Origin of the sequence: Methylobacterium sp. Leaf108 (genome assembly GCF_001423265.1) — a bacterium.
Lineage (GTDB): Bacteria > Pseudomonadota > Alphaproteobacteria > Rhizobiales > Beijerinckiaceae > Methylobacterium.
This window is the reverse complement of record NZ_LMND01000032.1, coordinates 112,235-137,441: the sequence shown is the minus strand read 5'-3', so window position 1 is coordinate 137,441 and position 25,207 is coordinate 112,235. Positions and strand designations below refer to the sequence as shown.

Sequence of the window (25,207 nt, the reverse complement as noted above, 5' to 3'; positions counted from 1 at the left end):
GGACACCCACGTCATCTCGGTTTCAAAAGGTCGAGACCTTTCGCGGGTCCAAGGCAGAGCCCTGGAATCACCGTCAAGGCTATGTCCTGGTGAAAAGGACACGGGCTTTCACGAAAAGCCGGTGTCCTTCTTTGTCAGGCCGCCGCCGGTGCGGCCAGCCTTTCGCGGAACGCCGCCGCCGCGTCGTCCGAGCGCCAGCAGGCCACCGCGTGGCCCGGCGCCACCTCGAGGGCGGGCGGCACCTCCCTGTGGCACTTGTCCACCGCCAGGAAGCAGCGCGGCGCGAACGGGCAGCCGGGCTTGCGGTTGGCGAGATCGGGCGGGCTGCCGGGGATGGTCTCGAGGCGCGAGCCCTTGACCAGGGCGCCGTCGGCCCGGCTGCTCAACAGGCCGATGGTGTAGGGGTGGTTGGGGCTGAGCACCACCTGGCGCGCGGTGCCCGCCTCGACGATGCGCCCGGCGTACATCACCGCGATGCGGTCGGCGACCTCCACCGCGGCCCCGAGGTCGTGGGTGACGAAGATGGTGGAGAGGCCGAGCTCCGCCTGCAGTTCGCGCAGCAGCAGCAGGATCTGGATCTGCACGGTGGCGTCGAGCGCCGTGGTCGGCTCGTCGGCCAGCAGCACCTTGGGCCGGCAGGCCAGCGCCAGGGCGATCATCGCGCGCTGGCGCATGCCGCCCGACATCTCGTGCGGATAGGCGTCGAGGCGCCGCTGCGGGCTCGGGATGCGCACGCGTTCGAACAGTTCGAGGGCGCGGGCCCGTGCCTCCCCCTCGCCCAGGCCCTCGTGGCGGCGGATCGCCTCGGTGATCTGGCGTCCCACCGTGTAGACCGGGTCCAGCGCCAGCAGCGGCTCCTGGAAGATCATCGCCACCGCGCGCCCGCGCAGGCGGGTCAGTTCCTTCTTGGACATGGACATCACGTCCTGCCCGGCCACCGTGATGGTGCCCTCGATCTTGGTCTTGTTCTCCGGGTTGAGGCGCATGATCGCGCGCAGGGTCACGCTCTTGCCCGAGCCCGATTCACCGATCAGGGCCACCGCCTGGCCGCGCTCGAGCACGAGGTCGACCCCGTCGACAGCCCTGACCCGGCCGCCGAAGGTGACGCTGAGATTGCGGATCGCCACCGCCGGGCCGGTGGGGCTCGCGGGCGAGAGCGGCGCGGAAGGGACCGGCACGGTCATGCCGCCACCAGGGCGTTGGCCGCCGAATGGCCGGAGCCCGGCTGGCGCGCGAGGCAGGCGACCCGGTGGAGGTCGACCACGGTGTCGAGGGGCGGCACCTTCGCGGAGCAGACCGGTTCGGCCAGGGTGCAGCGCGGATGGAAGCGGCAGCCCGAGGGCGGGTCGATGGGGTTGGGCGGATCGCCGGCCAACGGCGCCACCTGCGTGCGGTTGTCCGGGTCCAGCGACGGCATCGAGGACAGGAGGGCGGCGGTATAGGGGTGCGAGGGCGAGGCCAGCACCGTGTCGGCCGGGCCGATCTCGACGACCTGGCCGAGGTACATCACCGCGACCCGGTCGCAGATGAAGCGCACCACGTTGAGGTCGTGGCTGATGAACAGGTATGTGAGGTTGAAGTCCTGCTTGAGGTCGAGGAGCAGGTTGAGCACCTGCGCCTCCACCGACTTGTCGAGCGCGGAGACCGCCTCGTCGAGGACCACGAGGCGCGGCTCCAGGGCGAGCGCCCGGGCGATGTTGACGCGCTGGCGCTGACCGCCGGAGAGTTCGTGCGGATAGCGCGCGGCGAACCGGGTCGGTTCGAGCCCGACGCGGGCGAGCAGCGAGCGCGCCCGCTCGATCGCCTGCCGGGTCGGGATGCCGTGGACCTGCGGCCCGAAGGCGATCGAGGCCTCCACGGTCATGCGCGGGTTGAGGGAGGAGTAGCTGTCCTGGAACACCATCTGGGTCTGGGCGCGGAACTGGCGCATCGGCAGGGCGCGGCTGCCGATGGTCTCGCCGTCGAACAGCAGGTTGCCGGAATCGTGCGCGATCAGCCCCATGATCAGCTTGGCGGTGGTGGACTTGCCGCAGCCGGATTCGCCGACGATGCCCAGCGTCTCGCCCTTCAGGATCTCGAAATCGACCCCGTCGACGGCGCGCACCACCGCCTTCTTGCCCCCTAGGCCCTTCTTGATCGGGAAGTGCTTGATGAGCCCGTCGACGGTGAGCAGCGGCTGGGCCGGCCCGCCGCGATCGCGGATGTCGGCGACGGTAGTCACGATTTGACCTCCATGGCGGAGCGAAGTCCGTCCGAGAACAGGTTGAACGAGATCGAGACGATGAAGATGGCCAGGCCCGGCAGCGCCGCGACCATCGGGTTGACGTAGATCGCGGTGCGCAGGGTGTTGAGCATCAGGCCCCATTCGGGCTCCGGCGGCTTCACGCCGAGGCCGAGGAAGGACAGGCCCGAGGCCAGGATCATCGAGACGCTGATGAGGCTCGTCGAATAGACGAAGATCGGCCCGAGCACGTTGCCGAGCACCTGCACCCGCAGGATGGTGAAGGTGGAGGCGCCCGAGAGCTTGGCGGCGTCGACGTAGTCGCGCGAGCGGATCTGGGTCGTCACGCTCTCGGCGACGCGGGCGATCTGGGGCACGAACACGCAGGTCAGCGAGACGATGGAGTTGAGAACGCCCGCGCCCAGTGCGCCGGACAGGGCGATGGCCAGCAGCACCGAGGGGAAGGCGAAGAACACGTCGATGGTGCGCATCAGCACCACGTTGAGCCAGCCGCCGACGTAGCCGGCCAGGATGCCGATGCCCGAGCCGATGATGAAGGCGAGGATCACCGGGGTGACGCCGATGAACAGCGACAGGCGCCCGCCCATCATCAGGCGGCTGAGCATGTCGCGCCCGAGTTCGTCGGAGCCGAGGATGTAGGTGGCGTCGCCGATCGGCTTGAGGCGCCGGAGCATCGAGCCGCGATAGGGGTCCATCGGCGTGATCCAGGGGGCCAGGATCGCCACCACGACGATGACGAGGATGATGGCCGCGGCCGTCATCGCCACGGGGTCGCGCACGAGCTTGCGCCCGACGCTGCCCCAGAAGCCCACCGAGGCGACGAAGGCCTCGGGTGCGGGCTGGGTCGTTCCCATGGCCGGGTCGATACCGGCCGTGGCGGGAGTGGTCGTTCCGGCCATCAGCCCCTCTCGATGCGTGGGTCGAGCGCCGTCTGCACGACGTCGACGATGAGGTTGAGGGCGACGAAGAACATCGCCAGCACCAGGATGGCGCCCTGCAGCAGCGGCAGGTCGCGTTGGAAGATCGCGGAGTTGAGCAGGAAGCCGGTGCCGGGCCAGGCGAACACCGTCTCGATCAGGATCGAGCCCCCGAGCAGGTAGCCGAGCTGCAGGCCCATGATGGCCAGCGCCGTCGGGGCGGCGTTCTTGACGACGTGCTTGAACACGCCGAACTCGGAGAGGCCCTTGGCCCGCAGGGCGCCGACGAAGTCCTGCGAGAGGATGTCGCCGACCAGCGCCCGGATGGTGCGGGCGATGACGCCCATGGGGATCACCGACATCGTGATCGCCGGCAGGATCATGTAGCGCAGGTGTTCGAGGTCGGGCTTCCAGTTGCCCGACCCGTCCGGCCCCGCGCCGGTGGGCGGCAGCCAGCCCAGGGTGGCCGAGAAGATGATCACCATCACCATGCCGAGCCAGTAGTGCGGCACCGACACGCCGAAGACCGAGATGGCGGACGCCACCTTGTCGAGGGCGGAATCGCGAAAGTAGCCGGCCACGAAACCGAAGAAGGTGCCGAAGGTGAAGCCGATCAGCGTGGCCACCGAGGCCAGGATCAGGCTGTTGACCACGGCGCGGCCCACTTCCGACACCACCAGCCGGCCGCTCGAGATCGAGGTGCCGAGGTCGCCCTGGAGCACGTGCCAGAGCCAGATGAAGTACTGCACCGGCAGCGGCTTGTCGTAGCCGTAGGCCGAGCGCATCGCGTCGATGGTCTCCTGGGTGGCGTCCACCGGCAGCACCGCGCTCAAGGGATCGCCCGGCGCCAGGTGCACCAGCAGGAAGCACACGACGCTGACGCCGAGCGCCACCGGGGTCACGGCGACGAGGCGCCGGAGAATGAAGCTCAGCATGGTGGCATTCCGCTCAGGTCCGTCCGTTCAGGTGTGCTGCCATCGTCCACGACGCCGGTCTGCCGGGCTCGGGTCCCCTCTCCTGGAAGGAGAGGGATAGGGTGAGGTGTGTGACCTCTTCGCAGAAGGCACTCCCCTCACCCCTGCCCTCTCCCCATGGGAGAGGGAGCCCCGCCAGCGAAGACCGACCGGCCAGGATCACTTCTCCACGGTGATCGGCGAAAAGTCCTGGAACCAGTTCTGCGCCTGGACGAAGCCCTTCACCTTGGGGCTCATCGCCCGCGGGTTCACGTCGTGGGCCACCATCAGGAACAGGGCGTCGTTCACGTATTTCTCGTGGACCTTCTCCAGCACCTTGGCCTGTTCGGCCGTGTCGAAGGTGTTGCGGACCTGGTCGAACAGCTTGTCCATCTCGGGGTCGCAGTAGTGACCCCAGTTGGTGCCGTTGGGGGCGGCGAGGTTGCACTGCAGGTGCCGGATGAAGCCGGTGAAGGGGTCCTGGATGAAGTAGGAGAAGTTCATCCCCGTGGCCTTGCGCGACATCTCGGCCTTGGAGCCGCCGCGCCAGAGGTTGATGAGGGTGTTCCACTCCACCACCTCGAAATCGATCTTGATCCCGACCTCGGCGAGGTTCTGCTGGATGACCTCGTTCATCGGCAGCGGCTGCATCTGCCCGGAGCCCGAGGGCGCGATCAGCACCTTGGTGGTCACGGGCTTGGCCGGGCTGTAGCCGGCCTCCGCCAGGAGCTTCTTGGCGGCCTCCGGATCGTAGGTCGGCTTGAAGGTCGGCTTGCCGAACCACTGGTGGCCCGGCGGCATGAAGCCCTCGGCCGCGATCATCAGGCCGCCGAGGAGCTCCTTCATGCCCTCGCGGTCGACGGCGAGGTTGGCGGCCTTGCGGATGCGGATGTCGTTCCAGGGCGAGCCCTCGGCCCGCGACAGGTGCCAGGTCCAGTTGTGCGGATAGGCGTTGGTGACGATGGTGAACTTGGCGCCCTTGAGCGAGGCGACGGCGTCCGGCGGCGGCGCCTCGATCCAGTCGACCTGGCCCGAGCGCAGGGCGGCGACGCGGGCGTTTGCCTCGGGCAGCGGCACCAGCACGAGCTTGTCGAGCTTAGGGATCCGGGCCTTGTCCCAATACTCCTTGTTGGGCGCCATCTCGGCGCGCTCGCGGGGGGCGAACAGGGTCAGCTTCCACGGGCCGGTCCCGGCCGGCGTCTTGGCGAAGGCGTCCCAGCTCTTGCCGACCTTCTCCCACTGCGTCGGCGAGGAGATCATGATCCAGGCGATCTGGTAGGGTAGCGTCGCGTCGGGGGTCTTGGTGATCACCTCGAGCGTGGTCGGGTCGACCGCCCGGTAGCTGGCCACCGCCGGGATGCGCGAGCGCCCCTGCGCCGACTGGCGCGGGTCGAACTGCGGGGAATCGGTCTTGAGGAGCTTGTCGAGGTTCCACACCACCGACTCGGCGGTGAAGGGCGAGCCGTCGTGGAAGGTCACGCCCTCGCGCAGCTTGAAGGTCCACTTGGTCTTGTCGGTTGCGTCCGCCTCCCAGCTGGTGGCGAGGCCCGGGGCCAGCACCGAGGGCTTCGTCGCGCTCGACAGGTCCCAGTTGATGAGCCCGTCGTAGACCGTGTAGCCGGTGAACCGCATGCCCTCGCCGCCGTTGTCGGCCTGGCCGGTGGTCAGCGGGATGTCGGAGGCGGTCATGCCGATCCGAAGGGTGCCCTGGGCCAGAGCACCCGCGGGGGCGAGGCTCGACAGGAGCAGGGCGGCGGCGAGGGCCTTCGTGGCCGTGAGAGGAGCCTTCGCCTTCGTGAACTGAGCCGAGCTGCTGATGACACCCTCCTGTACGCTGTGACGCCAGGGTGTATGCAAGTGGTCGGCCACTTGGTCCGCGGCGCGGAACCTGCCTGTGCCGATACCCCTTGGTTCGACCCAGCCCCGGCCTGTCCCGTGACCGCATCGCCCGTCGTCCGCCTCGTCGTCCGGCCGATCACCGCCGAGGCCTTCGCGCCGTTCGGCAGCCTCCTCGAACGGCCCGAGCCGGCGCCGCGACAGGACCGGGCGAGCCCCATCGAGAACGCGAGGCCCGGCGTCCCGCCCAACCTCGCCCTGATCCGCAGCGATCCCGCCGCCGGGCTGATGCCGCTCAAGCGGCTGGAGATGCACCCGTTCTCCAGCCAGACCTTCCTGCCGCTCGCCGTCTCCGGCTACCTCGTGGTGGTGGCCGAGGACCGGGACGGCGCCCCCGACCCTGCCACCCTGCGGGCGTTCTCGGTTCCCGGCGAGACCGGCATCACCTACCGGGCCGGCGCCTGGCACGCCCACATGATGACCCGCGAGACGCCGGGCACCTTCGCGATGCTGGTCTACGAGGACGGCTCGGCCGACGATTGCGTGTTCGCGCCGATCCCCGACACGGTGCTGGCGCTCTGAGATCGCGGCGCATCGGCCAGCGCCACCAGGGTCCGTAGGAGAACGTCGGCCCCGGCGGTGCAATCCTCCTGCGTCGCCGATTCGGCCGGGTTGTGGCTGATGCCGTCCTTGCAGGGCACGAAGATCATCGCCGTGGGGACCGTGTCGGCGATGTTGCAGGCGTCGTGCTGGGCGCCCGAGACCATCCGCCGGTGCGCCAGCCCGAGGCCGCGGGTCGCGGCTTCCACCGCCGCGACCACCTCCGGGTGGAAGACCACCGGGGCCCGCGACCAGATCTTGTCGAGGGTGATCGCGAGGGTGCGGCGGGCGCCGATCTCGGCGATCCGTTCACGCAGGGCGGCCTCCATCGCGTCGAGGGTGGCCTGTCCGGGGTCGCGCACGTCGAGGGTGAAGGCGATCCGCCCCGGCACCACGTTGCGGGACGGCGCGGCGATCGTCGCCTCGCCCATCGTCGCCACCGCGGCGGGGCCGTGCGCGATGGCGACGGCCTCCGCCGCCAGTGCGATCTCGGCCAGCCCCGCCATGGCGTCGCGCCGGCGCGGCATCGGCGTCGTGCCGGCATGGCTCTCGAAACCGGTGACGGTGCCGTCGTACCAGGCCACCCCCTGGCAGCGGTCGACCACGCCGATGCTCTCGCCCTCCGCGTCGAGGATCGGCCCCTGCTCGATGTGCAGCTCGACGAAGGCGCCGATCGCCCTGGCGCCGGTGGGCTCGGGCCCGCGGTAGCCGATGGCGTCCAGGGCTTCGCCGACGCTGATCCCGGCGGCGTCGCGCCGGGACTGGATGTCCGCCACCGTGAACAGCCCCGCATAGGCGGCCGAGGCCATGGTGGCGGGGGCGAAGCGCGAGCCCTCCTCGTTGGTCCAGTTGACCACCATGAGCGGCGCCTGCGTCTCGATGCCGGCGTCGTCGAGGGTGCGCATCACCTCGAGGCCCGCCAGCACGCCGAGGATGCCGTCGAAGCGCCCGCCGGTGGGCTGGGTGTCGAGGTGCGAGCCGCAGGCGACCGGGGGCAAGCTCATGTCGCGCCCGCGCCGCAGGGCGAACTGGGTGCCGAGTTCGTCGACCGCCACCTCGAGCCCGGCCGCCTCGCAGGCATCCCGGAACCAGTCGCGAACCCGACCGTCCGTGGCCGACAGGGTAAGCCGGTCGACGCCGCCCTCCGGAGTGCCGCCGAACCGCGCCGTCTCCTGGATCGTCGCCCATAGGCGCGAGCCGTCGACCTTCAGGTTATGTCGTGCGTCGTGCATGCGCCTTTGCCCTCGTCACCGGATGTCGGCCGCCCCTGCGGACGCGGGACTCGTGCCGTTCCCGGGCGCCGCAGGCAAGTTCGGCAGGCCGGCTGCCGGCGGCCACGCCCGGCGGCGAGGTTTCATCCTCGGGCGCTGCTCAAACTCGCGCGCGAGCGTGCTGTTTTCGGCATCACACTGCACACCAACCGGCACTCGCCCGGCGCACCGTGCATGCGGTAGACCGGACCCGGCCGACCGCCCGTCGCCGCCCCCGACACGGACCCGCCGATGCCCGAATGCCTCGTCCTGCGCGTTCCCACCCGAAACCCGGCCGACGTCGCGGGGCTCACCGCCCTGTTCGAGAGCGGCCAGGTCCGGCCCGACGAGGTCGTGGCGATCTTCGGCAAGACCGAGGGCAACGGCTGCGTCAACGATTTCACCCGGCAACTCGCGGTGATGGCGCTGGAGGGGGCCCTGGCCGAGGCGCTGGGCTGCACGCGGGCGCAGGTCGCGGCCCGCGTCGCGCTCGTCATGTCGGGCGGCACCGAGGGCGGGCTCTCGCCCCATCTCCTCGTCTTAGGCCGGCGCGAGGCCGCGGCCGGCCCCGACGGCCCGGCCCTGGCGGTGGGCACCGCCTTCACCCCCGACTTCGCGCCCGAGGAGATCGGCCGGATGGCGCAGGTGGAGGCCACCGCGACGGCGGTGGCGGCCGCCATGGCGCAGGCCGGGATCGAGGACCCCGAGGACGTGCACTTCGTCCAGGTGAAGTGCCCGCTGCTCACCAGCGCCCGCATCCTCGAGGCGGCCTCGCGCGGGCAGAGCGTCGTCAGCCACGACACCTACGCCTCCATGGGGTTGTCGCGCGGTGCCTCGGCGCTGGGCATCGGCGTGGCGCTGGGCGAGATCGTGCGGGAGGCCTTGAGCGACGCGGCGATCTGCTCGTCCCGCGACCTGTGGTCGGGCCGGGCCAGCGCCTCGGCGGGCATCGAGCTGATGCGCAACGAGGTCATCGTACTCGGGCAAGCGAAAGGCTGGAGCGGCCCCTGCCGGATCGCCCACCGGGTGATGCGCGACGCCATCGATCTTTTCGCGATTCAGGAGGTTCTGTCGGACCTCGGCTTTGCGACCGGAGGCCAGCTCTCGCCGGAGGAGTCCGAGCGGGTCGTCGCGCTCCTGGCCAAGGCCGAGCCTTCGCACGACGGGCTGATCCGCGGGCGCCGCCACATCATGAACGACGACAGCGACATCAACGCCACCCGCCACGCCCGCGCGCTGGTGGGCGGGGTCGCGGCCGCCGCCATCGGGCGCACCGACCTGTTCGTGTCGGGCGGCGCCGAGCACCAGGGGCCGGACGGCGGCGGCCCGGTGGCCATCATCGCCCGCAGGGAGGGCTGACCGCCATGCCCGAGTTCGACCTCGCCGTGCGCGGCGGCACGGTGGTGACCGCCACCGACACCCTGCGCGCCGACATCGGCATCCGCGCCGGCCGCATCGTCGCCGTGGCGGAGGCGATCACCGATGCCGCCCGCACCATCGACTCCGGCGGGCTCCTCGTCCTGCCCGGCGGCATCGACAGCCACGTCCACATCGCGCAGGCCTCCGGCCCGGGCATCGTCATGGCCGACGATTTCGCCTCCGCCACCCGCGCCGCGGCGGCCGGCGGCAACACCTGCGTCATGCCCTTCGCCCTGCAGCCGCGGGGCGCCTCCCTGCGCGAGGCGACCCATGCCTACCGGGCGCTGGCGGAAGGGCAGTGCCACATCGATGTGGCCATCCACCTCATCGTCTCGGACCCGACGCCGGCGGTGCTCGGCCAGGAGCTGCCCGGCCTGATCGCCGAGGGCTACACCTCGTTCAAGGTCTTCATGACCTACGACGACCTCGTGCTGAACGACCGCCAGATCCTCGACGTGTTCGACCTGGCGCGGCGCGAGGGCGCGCGCGTCATGGTCCATGCCGAGGGCTACGACGCCATCCGCTACATGACCGACAAGCTCGAACGGGCGGGGCAGACCGGCCCCTACGGCCACGCCCTGTCCCGGCCCCAGCTCGTGGAGCGCGAGGCGGCGCATCGCGCGATCAGTCACGCCGAACTCGTCGACCTGCCCATCGTCATCGTCCACGTCTCTGGCGCGGAGGCGATGGAGCAGATCGCCTGGGCCCGCTCGCGCGGCCTCGACATCCGCGCCGAGACCTGCCCGCAATACCTGACGCTCACCGCCGACCACATGAAGGGGCTGGGGTCCGACGACCCGATGGCGGGGGCGAAATACGTGTGCTCGCCGCCCCCGCGCGACGTCGCCAACCAGGCCGCGATCTGGCGCGGGCTCCAGACCGGGCTGTTCGACGTGGTCTCCTCCGACCACTGTCCGTTCCGCTACGACGACCCCGCCGGCAAGCTGAACCCGAAGGGAAAGACCTCGTTCCGCTGGGTGCCCAACGGCATCCCCGGCATCGAGACCCGGCTTCCGGTGCTGTTCTCGGAGGGGGTCTCGGCCGGCCGCATCTCGCTCAACCGCTTCGTGGAACTCACGTCCACCAACCACGCCAAGCTCTACGGGCTCTACCCGCGAAAGGGCTCGATCGGCCCCGGCTTCGACGCCGACCTCACCCTGTGGGACCCGAACCGCCGCGAGACCATCCGCCAGGAGCACCTCCACCACGGCGCCGACTACACGCCCTGGGAGGGGTTCGCGGTGACGGGCTGGCCGGTGATGACGATCGCGCGCGGCGAGGTGATCGCGCAGGACGGGCGGGTCACCGGGGCGGTCGGTCATGGGCGGGTGCTCGACCGGACCGTCGAGCCGGCGGCGCGGCGACGGTGAGGCGGCCTCCCTTCCCCTCGCGGGGAGGGAATGCCGATGGCGCTCTGGCCCGACCTTTGCTGATCGCCTTGCGAGGGAGCACCGCATGGACGTCGAGCTCATCCGCCTGACCAAGCGCTACGGCTCCACCACCGCCGTGGACGGCATCGACCTCAGGATCCGGTCGGGGGACTATTGCTGCCTGCTCGGCCCCTCGGGCTGCGGCAAGACCACGACCCTGCGCATGATCGGCGGCCACGAGACCGTGTCGAGCGGCGACGTGGTGATCGGTCCGCGCGCGGTCGGCGACGCCGCCCCGTCCGAGCGCGGCACCGCCATGATGTTCCAGAGCTACGCCCTGTTCCCGCACCTGAACTGTCGCGACAACGTCGCCTTCAGCCTCAAGATGCGGGGGGTCGGCAAGACCGAGCGCCGGGCCAAGGCCATGGCCATGCTCGACCTCGTCCAGATGACGCATCTGTCCGAGCGCCTGCCGGCCCAGCTCTCCGGTGGCCAGCAGCAGCGCGTGGCGCTCGCCCGCGCGCTGGTCACCGGACCCAAGGTCCTGCTCCTCGACGAGCCGCTCTCGGCGCTGGACCCGTTCCTGCGGGTGCGGATGCGGACCGAGCTGAAGCGGCTGCAGAAGGATCTCGGCCTCACCTTCATCCACGTCACCCACAGCCAGGAGGAGGCCATGGCGCTGTCCGACCTCGTGGTGGTGATGAACGGCGGGCGCATCGAGCAGGCCGGCGACCCGCGCACGGTGTTCGAGCGTCCGGCCAGCGCCTTCGTCGCCCGCTTCATCGGCGGCCACAACGTCATCGTCCTGCCCGGCAACCGCCGGGTGGCGGTGCGCGCCGACCGCATGCGGCTGGGCGACCGGGCCGGTGCCGAGGCCGTGCCCGCCCGCATCGTCTCGGTGGAGTACCAGGGCAGCAGCGTCCACGTCGGCCTCGAGGCGAAGGGGCTGGCCGAGGACGGCACCGCGCTCACCGCGATCCTGCCCGACGACACATTCGCCGCCCGCCCCTTCGCCCTCGGCCAGACCGTCCCCGTGGGCTGGGACGCCGAGGCCGCCCACCGCCTCACGGCCTGAGCCCCCCTGCCCTTCGACGCGACCAGAGGACCGACCCATGACCACGATCAAGCTGAGCCGGCGCACGCTGCTCCAGGGCGCCGGCGCCACCGGGCTGACCCTCGGGGCCGGGCCGATCACCGGCTTTCCCAACGTCATCGCCGCCGAGCCGGTGACCCTGCGCTACCTCGGCACCGCCGTGAACCAGTCCGCCGACATCGCCCGCAAGGTGAAGGAGGATCTCGGTATCGTCATCGAGTACATCCCGGTGGTCACCGACGAGGTCTCCAAGCGCGTCGTGACGCAGCCGAACTCGTTCGACATCGTCGATTCCGAATACTTCAGCCTCAAGAAGCTGATCCCCTCGGGCAACATGATGGGCATGGACGCCCGGCGCATCAAACAGGCCGACAACATCACCAGCGTGTTCACGAAGGGCGAACTGAACGGCAAGAAAATCGGCGACCAGGGCACCGCGCCCAAGAAGGTCTTCTACCTGGAAGGCCAGAGCGCCAAGACCTTCGCCACCTCGCCCACCGAGTGGATCACCCTGATCCCGACCACCTACAACGCCGATACGCTCGGCATCCGGCCGGACCTGATCAAGCGCCCGATCACCAGCTGGAAGGAACTGCTCAACCCCGAGTTCAAGGGCCGCGCCTCGATCCTCAACATCCCCTCCATCGGCATCATGGACGCGGCGATGGTGATCGAGGCCTCGGGCGAATACACCTATCCCGACAAGGGCAACATGACGAAGGCCGAGATCGATCGCACCATCAAGGTGCTGATCGAGGCCAAGCGCGCCGGCCAGTTCCGCGCCCTGTGGCAGGACTTCAACGAATCCGTGAACCTGATGGCCTCGGGCGAGACGGTGATCCAGTCGATGTGGTCGCCCGCCGTCACCAAGGTGCGCAGCCAGGGCGTCGCCTGCACCTACCAGCCGCTCAAGGAAGGCTACCGCGCCTGGGCGACGGGGTTCGGCCTACCCAAGACCCTGTTGGGCAGGAAGCTCGATGCCGCCTACGACTTCGTCAACTGGTTCCTGTCGGGCTGGGCCGGGGCCTACCTCAACCGCCAGGGCTATTATTCCGCGGTGCTGGAGACGGCCAAGACCCAGATGGAGCCCTACGAATGGGCGTTCTGGATGGAGGGCAAGCCCGCCGAGAAGGACATCAAGGGCCCCGACGGCTCGGTGCTGGAAAAGGCCGGCGCGGTGCGCGACGGCGGCTCCTTCGAGCAGCGCATGGGCGGCGTCGCCTGCTGGAACGCGGTGATGGACGAGAACACCTACATGGTCCGCAAGTGGAACGAGTTCATCGCGGCGTGATGGGCACCGTCGTTCGCATCCCGAACGCGCTCCCCTCCCCCCCGTGGGGAGGGGAATCGCCATGACCGACATCGCCCTGCCCGCCCCCGCCGAGGCGCCCGCCGCCACGGCGCAGAGCCTGACCAGGACCGCCCGCCGGACGCGGCGGCTCGCCTATCTCCAGGCCGCGCCCCTGGCGCTGGTCTTCCTGGTGTTCTTCCTGGTGCCGCTCGCCCTGACCGTGATGGTCAGCTTCTGGGAATACAACGAGTACGAGATCATCCCCGCCTTCACGGTGCAGAACTACGTCGACGTGTTCGAGGGCTGCCTCTCGACGTCCGACCCCTGCACCACCCTGCGCACCTACCTTTCGACCCTGAAGTTCTGCTTTCTCACCTGGGCCTTCACGCTCCTGATCGGCTTCACGGTGGCCTACTTCCTGGCCTTTCACGTCCGCTCAGCCCGCACCCAGATGGCGCTGTTCCTGATCTGCACGATCCCGTTCTGGACCTCGAACGTGATCCGCATGATCTCGTGGATCCCGCTGCTCGGCCGCAACGGCCTCGTCAACGACACCCTGCGCAGCGTCGGGATCATCGATGCGCCGATCGAGGGGCTGCTCTATTCCGACTTCTCGGTGGTGCTGGCCTTCGTCCACCTCAACACGGTCTTCATGATCGTGCCGATCTTCAACTCCATGGCCCGCATCGACCGTTCGCTGCTGGAGGCGGCCTACGACGCCGGCGCCACCGGCTGGCAGACCCTGTGGAACGTGGTGGTGCCGCTCACCAAGCCCGGCATCGCCATCGGCTCGATCTTCGTGATCACCCTGGTGATGGGCGACTTCGTCACGGTGGGCATCATGGGCGGCCAGCAGATCGCCTCGGTGGGCAAGGTCATCCAGGTGCAGATGTCCTCGCTGCAGTTCCCGGCGGCGGCCGCCAACGCGGTGGTGCTGCTCGGCGCGGTGATGGTGATGATCCTGGCCATGACCCGGCTCATCGACCTGCGCAGGGAGCTCTGAGCATGAGGCGGAACAGCGAGTATTGGTCTTCCGGGATCGTCGTGCGACCGTCCGAGGATCGCCGATGAGCGACAGGCCGCGCGGTCCCGCCTTCTATCTGCTGGCGCTGTTCTTTGCCGCTTTCGTCGCCTTTCTCTACGGGCCGACCCTGACGATCCTGGTCCTGAGCTTCCAGGGGCCGCAGGGCGGGCTGACCTTCCCGCTGAATGGCGTCTCGACGCACTGGTTTTCGCGGCTCTGGTCCGGGATGGGCGTCGTCGACATCTGGGCGGCGCTGTGGCGCTCGCTGCGCCTGGGATTCGTCGTGATGGCGCTCACCGTCGTGCTGTCGTTCTTCGCGGGCCTCGCCTTCCGCAAGCACTTTCGCGGCGAGGGCGCGCTGTTCACCATCGCGGTGGCGAGCCTGATCGTACCCTCCATCGTGGTGTCGCTGGGCATCGGCCTCGAGTTCCGGCTCCTCGACGACCTCGTCAATGCGGCCGCCGCCGCCACCGGCTGGGGCTGGCTGCAGGAGCACGGCACGCTGATGGGGCTCTACACCTCCGCGCTCGGCGCCCATCTCACCTGGACGCTCCCCTTCGGCCTGCTGATCATGTTCGCGGTCTTCAACCGGTTCGACCCGGCCTACGAGGAGGCGGCGCGCGATCTGGGCGCCACCGGCGCCCAGACTTTGCGCCACGTGGTGGTGCCTATCCTCGGGCCCTCGCTGGTGGGCGTCGCCCTGTTCGGCTTCACCCTCTCGTTCGACGAACTCGCCCGCACCAGCCAGGCGATCGGCGGCCGCAACACGCTGCCCCTCGAACTGCAGGGGCTGACGACGACCGTGACCACCCCGGAGATCTACGCGCTCGGCACCCTCACCACGGCGATGTCCCTGCTGGTGATCGGCCTGGCGCTGGGCACCGGCCTGTGGCTGCAGAAGCGCAAGGCGCGCCGCGCGCTGCTGGGCTGACGCGAGACACGAAAAAAGCCGGCCCCCTTCGGGACCGGCTCACGATCGCGTCGAACCGCCGTGCGCTCAGTGCGTGCGGGTCTCGCGCTGACGCTGGGCGATCGAGCCGGTGGTCAGGGTGTCGCCGCGCAGGCTGGCGACCGCGTCGGTGCCATAGGACGGCGGCGCCGGGTAGCGGGGTGCGAGGCGGCCGCTGCCGCTCTCGGCGACCGGGCGCAGGTTCGGCGCGCTGGAGTTCTGGGCCAGCGCCGTGGCACCGGCCGAAGCCAGGACGAAGGCGAAGGCGGCGGAAACTACTCGGGAGGTCATCATCTGTCCGTTCATACCGGCGCGTCCCGCTGAAGGGTGGGGTGGGGCGCGTCTTATGGTGTGAGCCCGATATGGCGATGAATCGGACGAATGGACGTGCGTTTGAGCACCTTCACGCGCTTTTTTAAGCTCAAATGGAAGGCGAAGAGATCAGGCGTCCGTTTTTTTAGGCAATCGCTTGCGCATCGTCGCCACAATGATGAAGCGTGATTAACCTCCGCCGGTGGCCGGACACTCTCCGGGCGTCCGACATCTTCACCGGCAAAAGATATTCATTCGTGCGATGCATGCCACGTATGCGTCACGATCGATTCCTACATCGGGCGGATCGGGCGTGGAGCATTGGTACGGGACATGCTGCCGCCCGAGCGGGCCGGGAGCCGATGCATGCCACTTGAAACGGCCCTCGCGGGCCAGACGCCGCGGGCGATCGCGCCGGGCATGATCAGCGTCTTCGACCTGTTCAAGATCGGCATCGGCCCGTCGAGTTCGCACACCGTCGGCCCGATGATCGCGGCCGATGGGTTCCGCGCCCGGCTCGGGCCCCAGACGGCGCGGGTGGAGGTGGAGATCTACGGCTCCCTGGCCTGGACCGGGCGTGGGCACGCCACCGACACGGCGATCTGCCTCGGGCTGCTCGGGCACTCGCCCGAGACGATCGATCCGGATGCGATCCCAGGCCTGATGGCCGTCTTGCGCGCCCAACGGTCGATCGGGCGCGGGATCGCCTTCGACCCGGACGCCGACCTCATCCTCAACCTCACCGAGCTCCTGCCGGTGCACACCAACGGCATGTGCTTTCGCGCCTTCGACGCGCAGGGGACGTGCGTGGCCGAGGAGGTCTCCTATTCCATCGGGGGCGGCTTCGTCGTCGGCGCCGGGGCGGAGGCGAGCCTGCCGGTCTCCACCGCGACCCATCCCTTCCTCAGCGGCGCCGAACTCCTGGAGGTCTGCGCGCGCACGGGCCTCTCCGTCGCCCAGGTCCAGCTCGCCAACGAATGCGGCCTGCGCCCGCTCCACGAGATCGAGGCGCGCCTCGACGGGATCGCGCAGGCGATGTTCGCCTGCATCGACCGCGGCCTGCGCATGGACGGGCTGCTGCCCGGCGGCATGCGGGTGCGCCGCCGCGCCAAGGCGATCCACGACCAGTTGGAGGCCGGCCGCCATTCCAACAGCCGCGCCGCCCACGAGGTCCTCGACTGGGTCAGCCTGTTCGCCATCGCCGTCAACGAGGAGAACGCCGCCGGCGGGCGGGTCGTCACCGCGCCCACCAACGGCGCGGCCGGCATCGTGCCCGCGGTGCTGCGCTATGCCCGCGACTTCTGCCCGGACTGGTCGCCCGAGCGCGGACGCGACTTCCTGCTCACCGCCGCCGCCGTCGGCGGCCTGATCAAGCGCCGGGCCTCGATCTCGGGGGCGGAGGTCGGCTGCCAGGGGGAGGTCGGCTCGGCCGCCTCCATGGCCGCGGCGGGCCTGGCCGCGCTGCTCGGCGCCAACACCCTCCAGATCGAGAACGCCGCCGAGATCGCGATGGAGCACCACCTCGGCATGACCTGCGACCCCATCGGCGGCCTCGTCCAGATCCCCTGCATCGAGCGCAACGCCTTCGGCGCCAACAAGGCCATCGTCGCCGCCTCCCTGGCGCTGCGCGGCGACGGCATCCACCACGTCAGCCTCGACGCCGTGATCGAGACCATGCGCCAGACCGGCGCCGACATGCAGACGAAGTACAAGGAGACCTCGCTGGGTGGATTGGCGGTGAACGTCGCGGCGTGTTGAATGAATGGGCGTGACGCGATGAGGATCGCGCCGACGCTCGCCCGCGAGCCTCACGGACGAGGTTCCGCGTGACCGATCCCGTTCTCGTCGAACGCGTCGAGCCGGGCGCCGCGGCCCTGAAGACGTGCGCGACGGCCTCCGTCGATGCGGATCTCTTTTTCGTCGCGCCGTTCGTGATGGGGCTCGGGGGGCGGTCGACCTCGTCGCCGAACGGTTCACGCGTCCCGGTCGGCACACGCCGGCGGAATAAGGGTCGCTTCGCGCGATCGTCCGACGTTGCGCCATCCGATCCTGTGCAAGACCCTCCAACCACGTTTCCTCGTGCCCGGTGCCGTGTAAGGTGGCGCCAACAATCACGAAGGGAAACGCCACGATGACCCTCCCGACACCGGCGCGTCGATCGCTCCTGCTCGGCCTGGCCGCCGCCACGCTCGCCGCGTCCCTGCCCGCTTCGGCGCAGGCCCCCTACCCGATCCGGCCGATCACCCTCGTCGTGCCCTTCGCGGCGGGCGGGTCCACCGACGTGGTCGGACGCCTCGTGGCCCAGAAGATGTCGGACGTGCTCGGCCAGCAGGTGGTGGTGGAGAACGTGGTCGGGGCCGGCGGCAACGTCGGGGCGGCGCGCGTCGCCAAGGCGGAGCCGGACGGCTACTCGATCCTCATGGGGACGGTGGCGACCCATGCGCTCAACCCGCTGATGCTCAAGCGCAAGCCCTACGACCCGGTGACCGACTTCGCGCCGATCTCGCTCCTGGCGGTCATCCCCAACGTCCTCGTGGTGAACCCCAAGCTGCCGGCCAATTCGGTGAAGGAGCTGATCGCCCTGCTCAAGGCCTCGCCGGAGAAGTACAATTACGCCTCGTCGGGCCTCGGCACGCCGCTGCACCTCTCGGGCGAGCTGTTCAAGAGCATGGCGGGGGTGAGCATGCAGCACATCCCCTATCGCGGCTCGGGTCCGGCCCTCAACGACGTGGTCGCGGGCCAGGTGCCGATCCAGTTCGACAACCTGCCCTCGGCCTCCGAGTTCATCAAGGCGGGCTCCCTGCGCGGGCTGGCGGTGACCACGAAGGAGCGCGCGCCGTCCTTCCCGGACATCCCCACCGTCGCCGAGGCCGGCCTGCCGGGCTACGAGACCTACACCTGGAACGCCCTGTTCGCCCCGCCCAGGACCCCGCGCCCGATCATCGACGCCCTTAACGCCGCCGCGATCAAGGCCCTGGCCGACCCCACCGTGATCGAGCGGATGAAGGCCTTCAGCGCCACCGTCGTCAGCTCGACGCCCGAGCAGCTGGCCGACCACGTCAAGGCCGAGATCGTCAAATGGACCCCGGTCGTGAAGGAAGCCGGCGTCCAGATCGAATGACGGCCGGCGTCATTGCGCGCCCTAGTGTTGGTAATCCTGAACGTCTTATCGAAAATGCAGTGCCGGCAAGGCTTGGCACCGCCGAATGGCCCTTGTAGACGCTCGGAATGGATAGGCTCCGGCCGCTCCATTTCGATCCGCCCGCAGAGGCGGACAGGCCGGACGACGACAACAGCGGAGGATCGACCATGAGCGTGCCCGATGACGGCTCCGCCCGCGCGGGTGGCCCGATCCGTGGGCCGCAGAGCCTCGCCGCCGGCCTCGGATTGATCGCGCTCGGCGTCTTCGCGGTCTGGGCGGGCAGCGACCTGCCGCAGGGCACGCTTGGCGCCATGGGGCCCGGCCTGATGCCGCGCTGGCTCGGCATCGGCGTCGCCGCTTGCGGCGTCGCCCTCGTCCTGGCGGGCTTCCTGAAGACCGGCGAGCCGCTGCCGCCCGTGGCCTGGCGCGGCGTCGTCGTCGTCATGCTCGCCATCGTCGCCTTCGCGGTGACGATCCGGCCGGTCCCGGTCGGGCCCTTCACCACGCCCGGCCTCGGCCTCATCGTCGCCGGTCCCCTCGCGATCATCGTGGGCGGCTACGCCAGCCCCGAGGCGCGCTTTGGCGAACTCGTCTGCCTGGCGCTCCTCCTCACCGCGGGTTGCATGCTGCTGTTCGGCGATCTCCTGAACCTGCCGATCCCGATGTTTCCCACCGTCGTCATCGAGGCCCTGTCCGGCTCGATTTCCATGCGGCTCCTGCTGCGGTTGTCGGCCGGGGTCCTGATCCTCCTCGGTATCGGGATGGTGGCGTTGCTTCGCAGCGGCGCCCGGCGCCGGCCGGTCGACGTCGCCACCCACTCCCTGACGACCTGAGCCCGATCATGACCGACCTCCTCGCCAATCTCGGGCTCGGTTTCAGCGTCGCGCTGAGCCTGCAGAACCTCGGCCTGTGCTTCCTGGGCTGCCTCGTCGGCACCCTGATCGGCGTCCTGCCCGGCGTCGGCCCGATCGCCACCATCGCGATGCTGCTGCCGATCACCTTCGGGCTCGACCCGGTGGGTGCGCTCATCATGCTGGCGGGCATCTACTACGGGGCGCAGTACGGCGGCTCGACCACCGCGATCCTCGTCAACATTCCCGGCGAGGCGACCTCGGTGGTGACCACCCTCGACGGTCACCAGATGGCGCGCCAGGGCCGGGCCGGCATCGCGCTGGGCATCGCGGCGATGGGCTCGTTCTTCGCCGGCACGGTGGCGACGCTGCTGATCGCGGCCCTGGGCGCGCCGCTCACGGGTCTCGCCATGGTGTTCGGCCCGGCCGAGTATTTCGCGCTGATGGTGATGGGGCTCGTCTTCGCCGTGGTGCTGGCGCGCGGCTCCGTCCTCAAGGCGGTGGCGATGATCCTGGTGGGCGTGCTGCTGGCGTCGGTGGGGACCGACCTCGAGACCGGCCAGGAGCGGATGACCTTCGGCCTCTCCTTCCTGTCGGACGGCGTCGACTTCTCGGTGCTGGCCATGGGGCTGTTCGGCGTGGCCGAGATCCTGCGCAACCTCGACCAGACCGAAACCCGCGACGTGGTGCGCCAGCAGATCGGCCGCCTGCTGCCCAGCCGGGCCGACCTGAAGCAGGCCGCGCCCTCGGTGCTGCGCGGGACCGCCATCGGCTCGATCCTCGGCATCCTGCCGGGCAACGGCGCCGTGCTCGGCCCCTTCGCCTCCTACGCCATCGAGAAGCGCATCGCCCGCGACCCGAGCCGGTTCGGCCGCGGCGCCATCGAGGGTGTCGCGGGGCCGGAGAGCGCCAACAACGCCGGCTCGCAGACCTCCTTCATCCCGCTCCTGACCCTGGGCATCCCGCCCAACGCGGTGATGGCGCTGATGGTGGGCGCCATGACCATCCACGGCATCATCCCCGGCCCCGGCGTAATGACCAAGAACCCGAACCTGTTCTGGGGCATGATCGCCTCGATGTGGATCGGCAACCTGATGCTGCTGATCATCAACCTGCCGCTGGTCGGCCTCTGGGTGCGCCTGCTCAAGGTCCCCTACCGGCTGATGTTCCCGGCGATCCTGATGTTCTGCTCGATCGGCATCTACTCCATCAATTCCCTGCCCACCGACGTGATGCTGATCGCCTTCTTCGGCCTCCTCGGCTACGGCCTGATCAAGCTCGGTTTCGAGCCGGCGCCGATGCTGCTCGGCTTCGTCCTCGGACGCCTGATGGAGGAATACCTGCGCCGGTCGCTCACCCTGTCGCGGGGCGATCCGATGGTGTTCTTCGAGCGCCCGGTCACCGCCGTGCTGCTCGTGATTTCGGTGGTGATGCTCGTGGCGGCCCTCACGCCCGCCTTGCGAAAGAGCCGGGACGAGGTCTTCACCGAAGCCTGACCGCGACGGATGCGCCTCTCGCTCGATTCGAGCGGAAACCGTATCACCGAGCCCGCGCGGCGCCTGAGCGAAGCCGGCATCCGCAGGGCGAAGCCAAGCGGACGGATGTCGGATGGGATCCACGACCTCGAAGGGATGATGACGCCATGACGACAACGTTCACCCGCCGCGCGCTCGGCGCCCTCGGCCTCGCCGCCACGGTCGGCCTCGCCGGCCAGGCCGCCGCCGAGACCTTTCCGCAGCGCCCGATCACCATGGTGGTGCCCTTCGCCGCCGGCGGCCCCACCGACATCGTCGCCCGCCTGGTGGCCGAGCAGATGTCGCGCTCCCTCGGCCAGCAGGTGGTGATCGAGAACGTGTCGGGCGCCGGCGGCACCACCGGCATCACCCGCGCCGCGCAGGCCAGTCCCGACGGCTACACCATCATGATGGGCCACATGGGCACCCACGGCGCCGCGCCGGCCCTGTTCAAGGGCCTCAAGTACGACCCCGCCAAGAGCTTCGACCCGATCGGGATGGCGGCCGGTACGCCGATCGTCATCGTCGCCAAGAAGGACTTCCCGGCGGCCGACCTCAAGGCCTTCGTCGAGGCGGTCAAGGCGGGCGGCCCCAAGGTCAACCAGGCCCATGCCGGCGTCGGCTCGGTCTCGCACTCGACCGGCGTGCTGTTCGATTCGATCATCGGCGCCAAGCCGACCCTGGTCGTCTATCGCGGCACCGGCCCGGCCCTGAACGACCTGATGGCCAACCAGGTCGACTTCATGACCGACCAGATCGTCAACGTCGCCACGCAGATTACCGGCGGCACGATCAAGGCCTACGCCATCGCCACCGCCGAGCGGTCCCCAGCGCTGCCGGACGTTCCGACCACCAAGGAAGCGGGTCTTCCCGGCTACGAGGTCAGCGCCTGGAACGCGGTCTTCGCGCCCAAGGGCCTGCCGCAGGATGTCGCCAAGAAGCTGCAGGACGCACTGGCCAGCGCGTTGGCCGACGCCGGCACCAAGAAGCGCATCCTCGATCTGGGCGGCACCGTGCCGTCGACGGCCGAGCAGGGACCCAAGGCCCTCCAGGCGCTTGTGGAGAGCGAAGTTGCCCGCTGGACCCCCGTCCTGCGCGCCGCCGTTGACGCCAGCGGTCAGTAGGCCGTCGCGCCCCGGGATCGCGAGCCCCGGGATCGAAACAACGGACGCGGCGGCACCGGGCCGCCGCATCCGTCACTCCGCCTCGACGCCGAGGATGTCGGACTGGAGATCGCCGAGATAAGCGGTCAGCCGCGAGACAATTCCGGTGTCGGCACATTGCACCCAGAGCGGCGCGGGAAGCGCGTCGCGCCCGAGGGTGACGAGCAGCGCCTCGGCCATCAGGGCGGCGCTGCGTTCCGAGGACGCCGCCATGAGGCGGGTGCCGCCGGGCGTGCCGATCATGATCGCGATATTGGCCATGCTGCCCCGTCTGCGGTGAGGCCCGACCTGGGCTCATGACAAACGACCGACGTCGATGTCGGTCGGAAGCACAGAGAGAAGCGCGCCTGCGCGCCTTCCCGCAACGCGGTCGATTGCCTCCCGCCCTCCGGTCCGTTCGCAGCCGTCAGCGTCCGCCGCCGCCGCCGTTGGCGCTGCCGTTCGGGATGGCCTGCTCCGGCCGGCTGGCATTGCCGCCCGCGGCCGAATCAGTGGTGATCGTATCGGCCCCGGTCGCACCGCGCGAGATCACGACGCCGCCGTCGTTTCCGGTGGAGTTCTGCAGCGGCTGCACCACCGTCCCGGTCTGGTTCGGCATGCGGTCCCGCACGTCCTGAGCGAGGGCGGGTCCCGCGAGGAGAACGCAGGCGGCAGCGGCGGCGAGGAAGGTCTTGGTGGACATGCGTCGGTTCCGGTCATGGCTCGAGAATGACCGTCAACGGACCGTCATCCGCGTCGTTCCCGGGGACGGGGATGTGACGCAGGCACGTCGCTGGCCGTCACTTGCCCGGCCGTCACCGTCACTTGCCTAGCCGTCACTTGCCCGGCCGTCACTTGCCGGGAAAGGACCGCTCCAGCACCTCGCGAACCGCCTGGTTCACCGGGATGCGGCGCGTGGCGCAGATCGACAGGATGCGCTGGTGAAGATCGGACGAGACCTCGATGACGAGCTTGCGGCGCACCGCGCCGCGGCGGTCCGACGGCACGGTGGCCGGCTCCACCAGGGACAGGGACGGGCCGGTGCCCGACCGTGCCGGTCGATCGTTGGTCGAGGTCTCGGTCATGGCTGGCTCCTCCGCGGCTGGAATCCTGGCCGCAAGAGGTTGAGAAACCGTACCCCCGTCGCCGAGAAGGCCCGGGCGCACGGCAGTCCCGGACCAGGGACCCTCGGCAGACACGCGTTGGCAGGCCGACACGTCGTCCGCCCGGGTTCACGATCGGACGCGGGTCTCCTTCGGGAACCCCCGTCACCACATTCCTTGAACCCGCTTAGCGGACGGTCTCCGACAGGGCCGACGACCCATGGTGCCCGCCCTTGCGCTTCACGATGATGAGGCCGACCGCGAGGACGATCAGCACGCCCAGGGCCGCGACGCCGTAGTGCAGCAGGCCGATGCTCATGAGGTAGCCCTCCGAATGGGGGTTGGCCACGATGTAGGCCGGCAGGTGCGGCTGCAGGTAGGTGAGCAGGAAGTTGTCGCCGATGAACATCTCGCCGGCGACCCAGCCGAGGAGTGCGCCGCCGGCCCAGACGATGGCCGGGTAGCGCTTGAGGATGTTCGAGACCAGGGTCGCTCCGAACACCACCAGGGGAACCGACAGCAGCAGGCCGAAGATGAAGAGCTCGTAGTGCCCCTTGGCGGCGGCGGCGATGGCGATGACGTTGTCGAGGCTCATGACGGCGTCGGCGACGACGATCGTCCAGACGGCCTTCCACATCGTGCCCGACGTCGCGATGTCGGTCTCCTCCTCCTCCTCGCCGACCACCAGCTTGATCGCGATCCAGAGAAGCAGCAGGGCGCCGACCACCTTCAGGAAGGGGACGTTGAGCAGGTAGGAGATCAGGCCGGCGAAGATCATGCGCAGAAGCACGGCGGCCCCGGCGCCGAGCCAGATGCCGACCTTGCGCTGGTGTGCCGGAAGACCCCGCACGGCGAGGGCGATCACCACCGCGTTGTCGCCTGAGAGCAGGAGGTCGATCCAGATGATCTGGAGGACCGACAGGTAGAAGGTGGGGCTGCTGAAATCCATCGCGGGCACAATCTCTTCTTCAGGACCGACAAAGCTTCAGGTTCGGCAGGGCGGATGCGACTCGACGCAATGTCGCGCAAGCCGGCCGCGAGGATTGCGGATGCCGCCGTCGGCGAGGACATGCCCGTCGTCGTGGGTGGTCGGGGTCCCTCGCAGGAGATCGCGAGGTTCCGCCAGCCCCAAAAAGCCGTTCGGGCGGCGTATTTCAAGCGGGATGATGCAGGGTCCGATCGATAAGTGGCGTCTGTTCGAGGGCATCGCCGATTCAGCGCTCCTTCAGCCAGGCTCGAAGGTCATGCGGGCCGAAAGCCTGGCCTTCTTGGCAATCCTCGTGTCGGACGGGCACCCGGACCCTGAGCCGCCCCTCCCCTTCCCCCTGCAAGACGGCGAAACCATGAGGCCTTGGCCGTTCGTCCCCGTCGGCGCCACCGGTCAGGCGGCCTTCGTCAGCCGGTCGTAAGCGGCCAGCCTGCCGATCAACCCTCGCATCTCGTCGAGGGGAATCATGTTGGGCCCATCGCTGGGGGCGTTGTCGGGGTCCTGGTGGGTCTCGATGAACAGGGCCGAGACGCCGACCGCCACGGCGGCGCGGGCGAGGACCGGAGCGAACTCGCGCTGTCCGCCGGAGGTGGTGCCCTGGCCGCCGGGCTGCTGCACCGAATGGGTGGCGTCGAACACCACCGGGTAGCCGGTGCGCTCCATGGTCGGCAGTCCCCGGAAATCGGTGACCAGGGTGTTGTAGCCGAACGACGTGCCCCGCTCGCACAGGAGGATGTTCTCGTTGCCGGTCGAGGCGATCTTGGCGGCCACGTTCCCCATGTCCCAGGGCGCGAGGAACTGCCCCTTCTTGACGTTGACCGCGCGCCCGGTCCGGCCCGCGGCGAGCAAAAGGTCGGTCTGCCGGCACAGGAAGGCGGGGATCTGCAACACGTGGCAGACTTCGGCCGCGGCAGAGCATTGTCCCGCGTCGTGCACGTCGGTGAGGACCGGGCAGCCGAATTCCCGGCCGATCCGGTCGAGGATGCGCAGCCCCTCGTCCAGGCCGAGGCCACGCTCGGTGGAGATCGACGACCGGTTGGCCTTGTCGTAGCTCGCCTTGAAGATGAAGGGCGTCCCCGTCGGGGCGCAGGCCGCGGCGATCCCCTCGGCCATCATGCGGGCATGCTCGAGGCTCTCCAGCTGGCAGGGGCCGCTGATCAAGACGAAGGGCCTCTGCCCCCCGATCGCGACATCGCCGACCATCACGGTTT

General features: G+C 69.6%; 24 protein-coding genes. 12 read left to right on the top strand and 12 right to left on the bottom strand.

Annotation, left to right across the window (positions count from 1 at the left end; genetic code table 11):
* Window positions 1–134 precede the first annotated feature (134 nt).
* From ASF39_RS16790 to ASF39_RS16770, 5 genes are all read right to left on the bottom strand, one after another.
* On the bottom strand, window positions 135–1,184 hold the full coding sequence (locus ASF39_RS16790) for an ABC transporter ATP-binding protein (protein ID WP_055888801.1): 1,050 nt from the start codon (window positions 1,182–1,184) through the stop codon (window positions 135–137).
* Complete coding sequence (locus tag ASF39_RS16785; protein ID WP_165700241.1) at window positions 1,181–2,221, bottom strand: ABC transporter ATP-binding protein; 1,041 nt, start codon at window positions 2,219–2,221, stop codon at window positions 1,181–1,183. Before ASF39_RS16785 ends, ASF39_RS16790 begins: the two co-directional genes overlap by 4 nt.
* Entirely contained in the window at window positions 2,218–3,096 is an 879-nt protein-coding gene (locus ASF39_RS16780) for an ABC transporter permease (RefSeq protein WP_056286126.1), read from the bottom strand. The genes ASF39_RS16785 and ASF39_RS16780 overlap by 4 nt, the downstream gene beginning before the upstream one ends.
* Before the next feature lie 44 nt (window positions 3,097–3,140).
* Entirely contained in the window at window positions 3,141–4,094 is a 954-nt protein-coding gene (locus ASF39_RS16775; RefSeq protein WP_056285941.1) for an ABC transporter permease, read from the bottom strand.
* Window positions 4,095–4,292: 198 nt separating this feature from the next.
* Entirely contained in the window at window positions 4,293–5,861 is a 1,569-nt protein-coding gene (locus tag ASF39_RS16770) for an ABC transporter substrate-binding protein (protein ID WP_056286124.1), read from the bottom strand.
* A gap of 186 nt (window positions 5,862–6,047) precedes the next feature.
* On the opposite strand from ASF39_RS16770, the gene ASF39_RS16765 reads away from it, so the two are divergent.
* On the top strand, window positions 6,048–6,530 hold the full coding sequence (locus ASF39_RS16765) for an ureidoglycolate lyase (RefSeq protein WP_056285938.1): 483 nt from the start codon (window positions 6,048–6,050) through the stop codon (window positions 6,528–6,530).
* On the opposite strand, the gene ASF39_RS16760 is transcribed toward ASF39_RS16765, so the two are convergent.
* Window positions 6,464–7,780, bottom strand: a complete 1,317-nt coding sequence (locus ASF39_RS16760; RefSeq protein ID WP_056285935.1) for a Zn-dependent hydrolase — start codon at window positions 7,778–7,780, stop codon at window positions 6,464–6,466. The two genes, ASF39_RS16765 and ASF39_RS16760, sit on opposite strands and share 67 nt — an antisense overlap.
* Before the next feature lie 270 nt (window positions 7,781–8,050).
* On the opposite strand from ASF39_RS16760, the gene ASF39_RS16755 reads away from it, so the two are divergent.
* The 6 genes from ASF39_RS16755 (at window position 8,051) to ASF39_RS16730 (ending at window position 14,926) form a co-directional block, all read left to right on the top strand.
* Window positions 8,051–9,157: a ring-opening amidohydrolase gene (locus tag ASF39_RS16755; RefSeq protein WP_056285933.1), complete on the top strand. Its 1,107-nt coding sequence runs from the start codon at window positions 8,051–8,053 to the stop codon at window positions 9,155–9,157.
* A 5-nt stretch (window positions 9,158–9,162) separates the two neighbouring features.
* Window positions 9,163–10,587, top strand: a complete 1,425-nt coding sequence (gene hydA / locus ASF39_RS16750; protein WP_056285930.1) for a dihydropyrimidinase — start codon at window positions 9,163–9,165, stop codon at window positions 10,585–10,587.
* Window positions 10,588–10,672: 85 nt separating this feature from the next.
* The gene (locus ASF39_RS16745; protein WP_056285926.1) at window positions 10,673–11,662 is read left to right on the top strand and encodes an ABC transporter ATP-binding protein; all 990 of its coding nucleotides are present in this window, start codon (window positions 10,673–10,675) and stop codon (window positions 11,660–11,662) included.
* Between the two features lie 37 nt (window positions 11,663–11,699).
* Window positions 11,700–12,971 carry an extracellular solute-binding protein gene (locus tag ASF39_RS16740; RefSeq protein ID WP_056285923.1) on the top strand — a complete coding sequence of 424 codons (1,272 nt, stop codon included), beginning with the start codon at window positions 11,700–11,702 and terminating at the stop codon, window positions 12,969–12,971.
* 61 nt (window positions 12,972–13,032) lie between these two features.
* Window positions 13,033–13,974 carry an ABC transporter permease gene (locus tag ASF39_RS16735; protein ID WP_056285919.1) on the top strand — a complete coding sequence of 314 codons (942 nt, stop codon included), beginning with the start codon at window positions 13,033–13,035 and terminating at the stop codon, window positions 13,972–13,974.
* Between the two features lie 64 nt (window positions 13,975–14,038).
* A complete protein-coding gene (locus ASF39_RS16730) occupies window positions 14,039–14,926 on the top strand; it encodes an ABC transporter permease (protein ID WP_056285917.1) in 888 nt (295 codons plus the stop codon).
* A gap of 66 nt (window positions 14,927–14,992) precedes the next feature.
* On the opposite strand, the gene ASF39_RS16725 is transcribed toward ASF39_RS16730, so the two are convergent.
* Window positions 14,993–15,250: a hypothetical protein gene (locus ASF39_RS16725; RefSeq protein WP_056285914.1), complete on the bottom strand. Its 258-nt coding sequence runs from the start codon at window positions 15,248–15,250 to the stop codon at window positions 14,993–14,995.
* Window positions 15,251–15,676: 426 nt separating this feature from the next.
* Here ASF39_RS16725 and ASF39_RS16720 point away from each other — a divergent pair, with 426 nt between their 5' ends.
* The 5 genes from ASF39_RS16720 to ASF39_RS16700 all read left to right on the top strand — a co-directional run bounded on the left by ASF39_RS16720 (window position 15,677) and on the right by ASF39_RS16700 (window position 21,887).
* Entirely contained in the window at window positions 15,677–17,014 is a 1,338-nt protein-coding gene (locus ASF39_RS16720; RefSeq protein ID WP_056286121.1) for an L-serine ammonia-lyase, read from the top strand.
* Between the two features lie 373 nt (window positions 17,015–17,387).
* Window positions 17,388–18,377 (top strand): tripartite tricarboxylate transporter substrate binding protein, encoded by a 990-nt coding sequence (locus ASF39_RS16715; protein WP_056285912.1) that lies wholly within the window; start codon window positions 17,388–17,390, stop codon window positions 18,375–18,377.
* A 188-nt stretch (window positions 18,378–18,565) separates the two neighbouring features.
* A complete protein-coding gene (locus ASF39_RS16710; protein WP_056286118.1) occupies window positions 18,566–19,231 on the top strand; it encodes a tripartite tricarboxylate transporter TctB family protein in 666 nt (221 codons plus the stop codon).
* 8 nt (window positions 19,232–19,239) lie between these two features.
* A complete protein-coding gene (locus ASF39_RS16705) occupies window positions 19,240–20,745 on the top strand; it encodes a tripartite tricarboxylate transporter permease (RefSeq protein ID WP_055888775.1) in 1,506 nt (501 codons plus the stop codon).
* A gap of 146 nt (window positions 20,746–20,891) precedes the next feature.
* Complete coding sequence (locus tag ASF39_RS16700) at window positions 20,892–21,887, top strand: tripartite tricarboxylate transporter substrate-binding protein (protein ID WP_055888773.1); 996 nt, start codon at window positions 20,892–20,894, stop codon at window positions 21,885–21,887.
* A 72-nt stretch (window positions 21,888–21,959) separates the two neighbouring features.
* Here ASF39_RS16700 and ASF39_RS16695 read toward each other — a convergent pair whose 3' ends face one another.
* The 5 genes from ASF39_RS16695 to kdsA all read right to left on the bottom strand — a co-directional run bounded on the left by ASF39_RS16695 (window position 21,960) and on the right by kdsA (window position 25,199).
* Complete coding sequence (locus ASF39_RS16695; protein ID WP_056285908.1) at window positions 21,960–22,187, bottom strand: hypothetical protein; 228 nt, start codon at window positions 22,185–22,187, stop codon at window positions 21,960–21,962.
* Window positions 22,188–22,332: 145 nt separating this feature from the next.
* Window positions 22,333–22,608: a hypothetical protein gene (locus ASF39_RS16690; protein WP_055888769.1), complete on the bottom strand. Its 276-nt coding sequence runs from the start codon at window positions 22,606–22,608 to the stop codon at window positions 22,333–22,335.
* A gap of 148 nt (window positions 22,609–22,756) precedes the next feature.
* A complete protein-coding gene (locus tag ASF39_RS16685; RefSeq protein WP_055888767.1) occupies window positions 22,757–22,990 on the bottom strand; it encodes a hypothetical protein in 234 nt (77 codons plus the stop codon).
* A 205-nt stretch (window positions 22,991–23,195) separates the two neighbouring features.
* Window positions 23,196–23,957: a TerC family protein gene (locus ASF39_RS16680; RefSeq protein WP_055888764.1), complete on the bottom strand. Its 762-nt coding sequence runs from the start codon at window positions 23,955–23,957 to the stop codon at window positions 23,196–23,198.
* Between the two features lie 432 nt (window positions 23,958–24,389).
* A complete protein-coding gene (gene kdsA, locus ASF39_RS16670) occupies window positions 24,390–25,199 on the bottom strand; it encodes a 3-deoxy-8-phosphooctulonate synthase (protein WP_244472453.1) in 810 nt (269 codons plus the stop codon).
* Window positions 25,200–25,207: the final 8 nt, after the last annotated feature.

Bases quoted from the DNA above. Each gene is read 5' to 3' on its own strand.
- ASF39_RS16715 (WP_056285912.1), top strand. From the start codon at position 17,388: ATGACCCTCCCGACACCGGCGCGTCGATCGCTCCTGCTCGGCCTGGCC.
- ASF39_RS16700 (WP_055888773.1), top strand. From the start codon at position 20,892: ATGACGACAACGTTCACCCGCCGCGCGCTCGGCGCCCTCGGCCTCGCC.
- ASF39_RS16755 (WP_056285933.1), top strand. From the start codon at position 8,051: ATGCCCGAATGCCTCGTCCTGCGCGTTCCCACCCGAAACCCGGCCGAC.
- ASF39_RS16775 (WP_056285941.1), bottom strand. From the start codon at position 4,094: ATGCTGAGCTTCATTCTCCGGCGCCTCGTCGCCGTGACCCCGGTGGCG.
- ASF39_RS16780 (WP_056286126.1), bottom strand. From the start codon at position 3,096: ATGGGAACGACCCAGCCCGCACCCGAGGCCTTCGTCGCCTCGGTGGGC.
- ASF39_RS16790 (WP_055888801.1), bottom strand. From the start codon at position 1,184: ATGACCGTGCCGGTCCCTTCCGCGCCGCTCTCGCCCGCGAGCCCCACC.
- ASF39_RS16730 (WP_056285917.1), top strand. From the start codon at position 14,039: ATGAGCGACAGGCCGCGCGGTCCCGCCTTCTATCTGCTGGCGCTGTTC.
- ASF39_RS16680 (WP_055888764.1), bottom strand. From the start codon at position 23,957: ATGGATTTCAGCAGCCCCACCTTCTACCTGTCGGTCCTCCAGATCATC.
- ASF39_RS16710 (WP_056286118.1), top strand. From the start codon at position 18,566: ATGAGCGTGCCCGATGACGGCTCCGCCCGCGCGGGTGGCCCGATCCGT.
- ASF39_RS16690 (WP_055888769.1), bottom strand. From the start codon at position 22,608: ATGTCCACCAAGACCTTCCTCGCCGCCGCTGCCGCCTGCGTTCTCCTC.
- ASF39_RS16695 (WP_056285908.1), bottom strand. From the start codon at position 22,187: ATGGCCAATATCGCGATCATGATCGGCACGCCCGGCGGCACCCGCCTC.
- ASF39_RS16735 (WP_056285919.1), top strand. From the start codon at position 13,033: ATGACCGACATCGCCCTGCCCGCCCCCGCCGAGGCGCCCGCCGCCACG.
- kdsA (WP_244472453.1), bottom strand. From the start codon at position 25,199: ATGGTCGGCGATGTCGCGATCGGGGGGCAGAGGCCCTTCGTCTTGATC.
- ASF39_RS16760 (WP_056285935.1), bottom strand. From the start codon at position 7,780: ATGCACGACGCACGACATAACCTGAAGGTCGACGGCTCGCGCCTATGG.
- ASF39_RS16720 (WP_056286121.1), top strand. From the start codon at position 15,677: ATGATCAGCGTCTTCGACCTGTTCAAGATCGGCATCGGCCCGTCGAGT.
- ASF39_RS16740 (WP_056285923.1), top strand. From the start codon at position 11,700: ATGACCACGATCAAGCTGAGCCGGCGCACGCTGCTCCAGGGCGCCGGC.
- hydA (WP_056285930.1), top strand. From the start codon at position 9,163: ATGCCCGAGTTCGACCTCGCCGTGCGCGGCGGCACGGTGGTGACCGCC.
- ASF39_RS16705 (WP_055888775.1), top strand. From the start codon at position 19,240: ATGACCGACCTCCTCGCCAATCTCGGGCTCGGTTTCAGCGTCGCGCTG.
- ASF39_RS16685 (WP_055888767.1), bottom strand. From the start codon at position 22,990: ATGACCGAGACCTCGACCAACGATCGACCGGCACGGTCGGGCACCGGC.
- ASF39_RS16725 (WP_056285914.1), bottom strand. From the start codon at position 15,250: ATGAACGGACAGATGATGACCTCCCGAGTAGTTTCCGCCGCCTTCGCC.
- ASF39_RS16745 (WP_056285926.1), top strand. From the start codon at position 10,673: ATGGACGTCGAGCTCATCCGCCTGACCAAGCGCTACGGCTCCACCACC.